This is a genomic window from Bartonella sp. AP36NXGY, assembly GCF_042195865.1.
GTDB lineage: Bacteria > Pseudomonadota > Alphaproteobacteria > Rhizobiales > Rhizobiaceae > Bartonella.
In genome coordinates this window covers 1-5,761 of sequence record NZ_JBHIPD010000044.1, presented here as the reverse complement: position 1 = coordinate 5,761, position 5,761 = coordinate 1, and the positions used below count along the sequence as shown (strand labels likewise).

At 37.3% G+C, this 5,761-nt stretch carries 9 protein-coding genes; 2 read left to right on the top strand and 7 right to left on the bottom strand.

The window, feature by feature from the left end; translation table 11 throughout:
- From ACFINX_RS09200 to ACFINX_RS09170, 7 genes are all read right to left on the bottom strand, one after another.
- A partial coding sequence (locus ACFINX_RS09200) for a DUF1376 domain-containing protein (RefSeq protein WP_375668715.1) occupies window positions 1-755 on the bottom strand: 755 nt, incomplete at its 3' end.
- Entirely contained in the window at window positions 745-1,080 is a 336-nt protein-coding gene (locus tag ACFINX_RS09195; RefSeq protein WP_375627591.1) for a hypothetical protein, read from the bottom strand. The genes ACFINX_RS09200 and ACFINX_RS09195, both read right to left, overlap by 11 nt.
- Window positions 1,070-1,543, bottom strand: a complete 474-nt coding sequence (locus tag ACFINX_RS09190; protein WP_375668714.1) for a crossover junction endodeoxyribonuclease RuvC — start codon at window positions 1,541-1,543, stop codon at window positions 1,070-1,072. Before ACFINX_RS09190 ends, ACFINX_RS09195 begins: the two co-directional genes overlap by 11 nt.
- A gap of 405 nt (window positions 1,544-1,948) precedes the next feature.
- A complete protein-coding gene (locus ACFINX_RS09185) occupies window positions 1,949-2,380 on the bottom strand; it encodes a hypothetical protein (RefSeq protein WP_375633225.1) in 432 nt (143 codons plus the stop codon).
- Window positions 2,381-2,388: 8 nt separating this feature from the next.
- The gene (locus tag ACFINX_RS09180; RefSeq protein ID WP_375613946.1) at window positions 2,389-2,706 is read right to left on the bottom strand and encodes a dATP/dGTP diphosphohydrolase domain-containing protein; all 318 of its coding nucleotides are present in this window, start codon (window positions 2,704-2,706) and stop codon (window positions 2,389-2,391) included.
- A gap of 122 nt (window positions 2,707-2,828) precedes the next feature.
- Window positions 2,829-3,197, bottom strand: coding sequence for a hypothetical protein (locus ACFINX_RS09175; protein WP_375613947.1), 369 nt, complete (start codon window positions 3,195-3,197; stop codon window positions 2,829-2,831).
- 18 nt (window positions 3,198-3,215) lie between these two features.
- A complete protein-coding gene (locus ACFINX_RS09170; RefSeq protein WP_126603684.1) occupies window positions 3,216-3,491 on the bottom strand; it encodes a helix-turn-helix transcriptional regulator in 276 nt (91 codons plus the stop codon).
- A gap of 94 nt (window positions 3,492-3,585) precedes the next feature.
- On the opposite strand from ACFINX_RS09170, the gene ACFINX_RS09165 reads away from it, so the two are divergent.
- Both ACFINX_RS09165 and ACFINX_RS09160 read left to right on the top strand, forming a co-directional pair.
- Window positions 3,586-4,239, top strand: coding sequence for a LexA family transcriptional regulator (locus ACFINX_RS09165; RefSeq protein WP_004856665.1), 654 nt, complete (start codon window positions 3,586-3,588; stop codon window positions 4,237-4,239).
- A gap of 19 nt (window positions 4,240-4,258) precedes the next feature.
- Window positions 4,259-5,314 (top strand): type I restriction endonuclease, encoded by a 1,056-nt coding sequence (locus tag ACFINX_RS09160; RefSeq protein WP_144755027.1) that lies wholly within the window; start codon window positions 4,259-4,261, stop codon window positions 5,312-5,314.
- Window positions 5,315-5,761: the final 447 nt, after the last annotated feature.

Genomic DNA, 5,761 nt, shown 5'->3' with positions numbered 1-5,761 from the left:
TCGGTTTCTAACAGCGCCTCATCATGCGTTAATCCTTGATCGATTGCGTATTGCAAATTAGGTTTGAAATCCTCTGGCAATCGACAACCGCGATTAGCTTGCGCTCGTTTTGCTTTTTTGGGAACGTTCTCTTGCTCGTGAATGGGAGGTTGGTTGTCTGATGAGGTTGCGATTTGCTCTGATGTGGTCTCAACAGCAGCAACCTCTGTTGGCTCGTCAACCTGTTCGTTTGTTTCTAAACTTTCAGAACCAATTTCTTTTTTTGCTAAAACGATAGTTTTAGTTTTTTTATTATATATGTTTGTATTGTTTGTTATAGCATCACAAGCATCATGCTTAGCATTATGCTTAGCGTCATTAGCATTATCACAAGCATCATGCTTAATATCACAAGCATCTTTTGTATTTTTATCCCATCTTGCCTTCGCTGCCTTCTGCGCTCTCTCTGAAAACTTATTCAAATTCTCATTAGAGTTGTTGAGTTCCTCTTCAACCTGTAAACTCCATAAACGACCGTCTTCTAAACGTATCAGTTTCTCATCACTCAATAAAAAATCTAGCGCTTTATTAAAAGCTTTTACTGAACAACCAGAAATGCGTGCTAATATAGAGGCATTCTTAAGAATTGGCTGTCTCTTCTTATACATAAGCAATATCAACATCATATAAGTCGATATTTGATGCGACGTCATTCCACTAGCATCAGATACCCAATCAGAAGGAAAACAACGAACCCAAGCTAACTTAGTTGACATATTTCCCCTCCTGTTCTTTATTATTATTTAGATCTTCATTGAAGTTATTGAGTTCCTCCTCAACTTGTGAACTCCACAAACGACCATCTTCTAAACGTATGATGACTCCAACCCTCAATAAATAATCTAACGCCTTTTCAAATCTTTTTACTGAACATTTAGTAAGATAAGAGAATCCTTGTGAATTATTTATAAGAGGTTCGCCAGTGTAGAGCATTTGCAAACGCAACCTGAGATAAACATTGCATTCAATCGCTGGTAACAAAACAATATCAAGAAGACACTTCTCTACATTAATTGTTACAAACTTATTTCTATTGGACATCCCCAATCTCCTTTCCTTTAACTAAATATAAAATTGCTAAAGCATCTGCTTCGTTGTCGTCTTTAGGCACATGTCCTTTTGCACATACCGCCTTAATCATTTCTTCTTTTGAGGCGTTGCCTTTTCCTGTTGTTGCCTTCTTAATTGTGCCAACAGGAATGCCTTCATATGGTATCTGATGATGTTCACACCACGCTGTTAAGGTTGCTAGAAAGCCCCCATAAATATGAGAAGCGTCTGTACCCACATGCCGGCGCACCTCTTCAAAATACACCGCGTCAATTTCATCAACAGATCTCTTTAGTTCAGTAAGCCACCGTTTAAAGCGTAAATAACGCATACCACCGCCTTCAAAACGGCGTGATTGAAAATCTTCTGTATCGCTTGTTATGTGACCATCCGCACCGCATATCGCCCAGCCTGTCTTAGTCCCTAGATCAAGGCAAAGAATTGTATGAGACATCTAAATCACCAGTACCTACTTCTCATTAATCTTGTGCTTTAAACTCTCAATCTCAGCATCTAATTCCTTAAGAATTTTCTTCTTTTTTATGACGGGTTGAGCAGAAGTATACACTATGTAAATAGGCGCAACTAAAAGTATAAAAACCATCATTGCAATAAAAAACACTGCATTTATTGATATGAATAAGTAGAGTACTAATTCACCTAGATTCATGTTCCCACCCCATTCTTGAAGATATGCATTTTCAAATCGTGTAAAATTTTATGTTTTTTCGAAATGATCTCACGGAGTTTATCGTTCTTTTTGTCTAATATTTCCGAGACAACAAAGGAGATTATAAGTAAATCAAAGATCACAAATGCAATACCCAAAGCTATCGCTGTCACACTCATCTTTTTTCCCTCACTTTCTTTTCTTCTTATGAGGCGGCGTTTTTACTGCACCTTCACGCTGCTTAAGCTCTTGTCTTAGTCTTTCAATTTCCTCGTCACGTGATTGAACATCTGCTTTTAGTGCCATCACTACTTCACTTACATCTCTGAATGCCTTTTCATGTTCTTCAGTCCTTTGTTGTAGTTCTTTTATCGCTCTATCGCGTTCTTTAATTGCAATATTCAGATCACTAGTTCTCTTTGCCACGTCCTTTGAAGATGCACTTCTTGACCACGCGTATTCTTCATCAAGAGTTTTTATGCTGCTTTTTAAAGTCAAGACCTGCTCTTTAAGAACTTTGACTTTGTTGCGATAATAAAATACAACACGCAACATCGCTCCGCATACAAGCAAAGCTCCCAAAACTACCAAGCCCGCTATTAAAATCTCATTCGAACTCATTCTGATCTCTATTCTTTGCTTTTAGGGCGGTCATCTCGGCCAATCCGTTTTGCCTCGCATTCCATTAAAAAAAGAATGCAACAAGCCGCATGTGCCAAGTGTGATAAATTACTCTCGCCATCCTTATTCTCTCCACCAAACCATGCTAATAAATGACGTAAAGAAGCTCCATACAAACGGCTCCAATTCATGCCATGACGCCAATTGCTTGCACCGTATTTGTTTTCTCCAAGCTCTAAAACTCTACCGATTTCAATCAGTGTCAACGGTGGAATAAGATCAACACGCGGTTTACCAATGTCATTCTTATGTGCTTTAAAAACCATGATTATCCCCCCTTAAGGCTCTACGTATTTATATGTTTGCTATGACAGAGCGTTTAGTCATAAATTAAAAAAAATGAACTTACTCAATTCAAAAATACACTGCATGCCTCATCTCGTTACATTTAATGTTTGGACCGATTGTGTTTTTCAAAAATTTTTTGAGAGTTTTCTTTGAAATATTTTGTGTCGCCATGCATCTTTATGGACAATTCTGGTCCTAAAGAATTTTTGGCTATTAAATGGTTGTTTTCATCAAAAGAAAAATTCCAATCAGAATTATTAAAAACGATTGTACAGCCTTCTGGAAAACCTATTTCCTGTATTAAATCTTTCAAAATATAAAAAGTATAATATGATTTTTGCAAAACATTTACATAGCTTTGCTCTTTTTTACGATATAAATAAAAAACTTTACGATAGGCCCACAAACAAAAAACCGTAATTACATTGGTCGTAAAAAGTATAATAATTGCCGCTAAACCATAATCCATCTTTACTTTCTTTCTTCTTTAAGAGTGTGAATGATGCTGTGGGTGTTTGTTATCAGCTGTAGTAAGTGGCACGCCCACCTCTTCAAGAGAGGGGCGTGGGTATAAATCGACATACCAGTCAACGGGACGAACAATACCATTGGTTGTCTTTTCAATCTTTAAGACAATTTCAGGCTCAGGAAACCGCAAGCCGCGTAAATACCTGTTAATCGTACTCTGTGCTACGCCAACTTGCTTCCCAAATTCGGCTTGAGATAGTTTATTTCGTGTGAGATATGATTTCAATTTTTCCATAATTCAAATAAATACCATAAAAGACTGTTTTAGTCAATAAAAAATACCTTTATGGACTTTGTTAAATAAGCAGTCTTGGTGTAAGGTTTAAAGCATGCATATAATTAAAAAATTGAGGAAAGATTTGGGACTCACACAGGTGAAATTGGCTGAAAAAGCTGGTACCACGCAACCTCAAATAAAACGGCTTGAAAAAGGTGAGCGAAAATTAACCAAAGAGTGGGCGGAAAAGTTAGCACCACATCTTGGTGTAAAGCCGTTTAATCTTCTTTTCCCAGAAAACGAGGAAATACATCCCATATCTAATGCTATTGGAATGATACCGGTGATAGGAAAAGTTGCTGCTAGCTCGTGGATGTCGGTCGAAGATATGGATTTTGGATTTGATGACATAGAATATGTACCCAGCACCTCAAAATACCCAGCTCACTTTCAATTTGCTTTAAAAATCGAGGGCAACTGCCTTAACAAAATTGCTCGTGATGGTGATCAACTTATTTGCGTAGACATAATAAAAGCCGGCATTAATGTGGAACCTAACGATCTCGTGATAGTTGAACGCAGCCGATTCAATGGTCAAATGATTGAGCGTACAGCTAAACGTATACGTCAAACTATTAGTGGATTTGAACTATGGCCTGAAAGTACTGAACCCAATCATCAAGAACCTATCAAAATAAATGGGGCAACTGATGGAGAGGAGATTCGTGTAGTTGGGAAAGTTCTTTGGATTTTAAGAAAACCCTGAAAACAAAGGAGAAGCGGGAATGGGGACAGTAGACGAGAGCTTAAAAATAATAGCTGATAAAGTCAAAAATCATTCAGATACTATGTTAACTGAAGAAGCGGTCAAAACAGCGGTCGTTTTACCATTTCTGCGCGCACTTGGGTATGATATTTTCGATCCACTTGAAGTCATTCCCGAGTTTACTGCTGATGCCGTTGGTAAAAAAGGTGAAAAAGTTGACTATGCTATCCGTATAGACGGTGAGATACGTATTCTTTTTGAGTGCAAACCGATATCTTGCGAATTGAGTTCAAAGCATTTAAGTCAATTATATCGATACTTTAGTGTAACGAATGCTAAATTCGCGATTTTGACAAATGGTCGATTTTTTCATTTTTACACAGATCTTGATGCTGCAAACAAGCTCGATAATAGGCCATTCCTTACTTTTGATGTAATAGAATACAATACTGTGGTACTTACAGAGCTTAAAAAGTTTGAACGCTCAGCATTTAATATTGAAAATATATTGGTGACAGCCGAGCAGCTCAAATATGTATCTGGAATAAAACAAAACATCCAAAAAGAAATAGAAAATCCGTCCGAAGGTTTTGTTCGTGTTGCTTGTGCGGATGTTTATGAAGGGCGCCTGACTGCTAATGTCTTAGAAATGCTCACAGGTGTTACTAAAAATGCGTTTCGCGAAGTAATATCTGATGCGGTAAAAAGTCGGCTTTCTAGCGCTTTACAAACAACAACTGAAACCGACAAGCAAGATAATATTGCTACATCTATTGGTAATGAACATGCCATAATAACGACCGAAGAGGAAGTTGAAGGCTTCATGATTGTCAAGGCAATTGCGCGTGAAGTTATTTCTGCCGACCGTATTGTTATCAGAGATGCAAAGTCGTACTGCGCCATTTTAATTGACAATAATAACAGAAAGCCGTTGGTTCGACTGCACTTTAACAGAAAACATAAGCAACTAGCCCTTTTCGATACTGATATTGATGAAAAAGTCGGTATTGAAACGCTAGATAATATTTATGATTTTGCAGACAGAATAAGAGAAACAGCAAAAAAATATTTATAAGATATTCTAACAACCTATGTATGCCCCGCTGAAGCGGGGTTTTTTTGTTCGTCCGCAGTTTTTATAAAAAAACTACGGCGTTATCTACCCATCGATTGGCTCTGTCTGCACACTGCCCCAATTTTTCCTGCATATAAATTTCAAATACAGCTAACTGATTTATTTTTTTACGGGATACTAGGAAGTATCATGCCTCTACACTGAACGCTACAATACCCAAACCGATTCGTAATAAATATTAAAGTTCATTTATAAAAAACCATTTTAGCATAAAATGACTTGACCATAATAATCCTTTACGGTATACTCCTCTATAACAACATATCACGAAGAAGCAAAAGCCGATCTGGTGTAGATTAAATTACATTAACACGAACAATCGCCAAGAGGCGTTAGGGAGGAAAAATTATGGATAAGCCAATTCTTATAAATTCTGATGAAATCTTA

Coding starts and splice junctions, on each gene's coding strand:
- ACFINX_RS09175 (WP_375613947.1), bottom strand. CDS start 3,197: ATGGATTATGGTTTAGCGGCAATTATTATACTTTTTACGACCAATGTA.
- ACFINX_RS09160 (WP_144755027.1), top strand. CDS start 4,259: ATGGGGACAGTAGACGAGAGCTTAAAAATAATAGCTGATAAAGTCAAA.
- ACFINX_RS09180 (WP_375613946.1), bottom strand. CDS start 2,706: ATGGTTTTTAAAGCACATAAGAATGACATTGGTAAACCGCGTGTTGAT.
- ACFINX_RS09170 (WP_126603684.1), bottom strand. CDS start 3,491: ATGGAAAAATTGAAATCATATCTCACACGAAATAAACTATCTCAAGCC.
- ACFINX_RS09165 (WP_004856665.1), top strand. CDS start 3,586: ATGCATATAATTAAAAAATTGAGGAAAGATTTGGGACTCACACAGGTG.
- ACFINX_RS09195 (WP_375627591.1), bottom strand. CDS start 1,080: ATGTCCAATAGAAATAAGTTTGTAACAATTAATGTAGAGAAGTGTCTT.
- ACFINX_RS09190 (WP_375668714.1), bottom strand. CDS start 1,543: ATGTCTCATACAATTCTTTGCCTTGATCTAGGGACTAAGACAGGCTGG.
- ACFINX_RS09185 (WP_375633225.1), bottom strand. CDS start 2,380: ATGAGTTCGAATGAGATTTTAATAGCGGGCTTGGTAGTTTTGGGAGCT.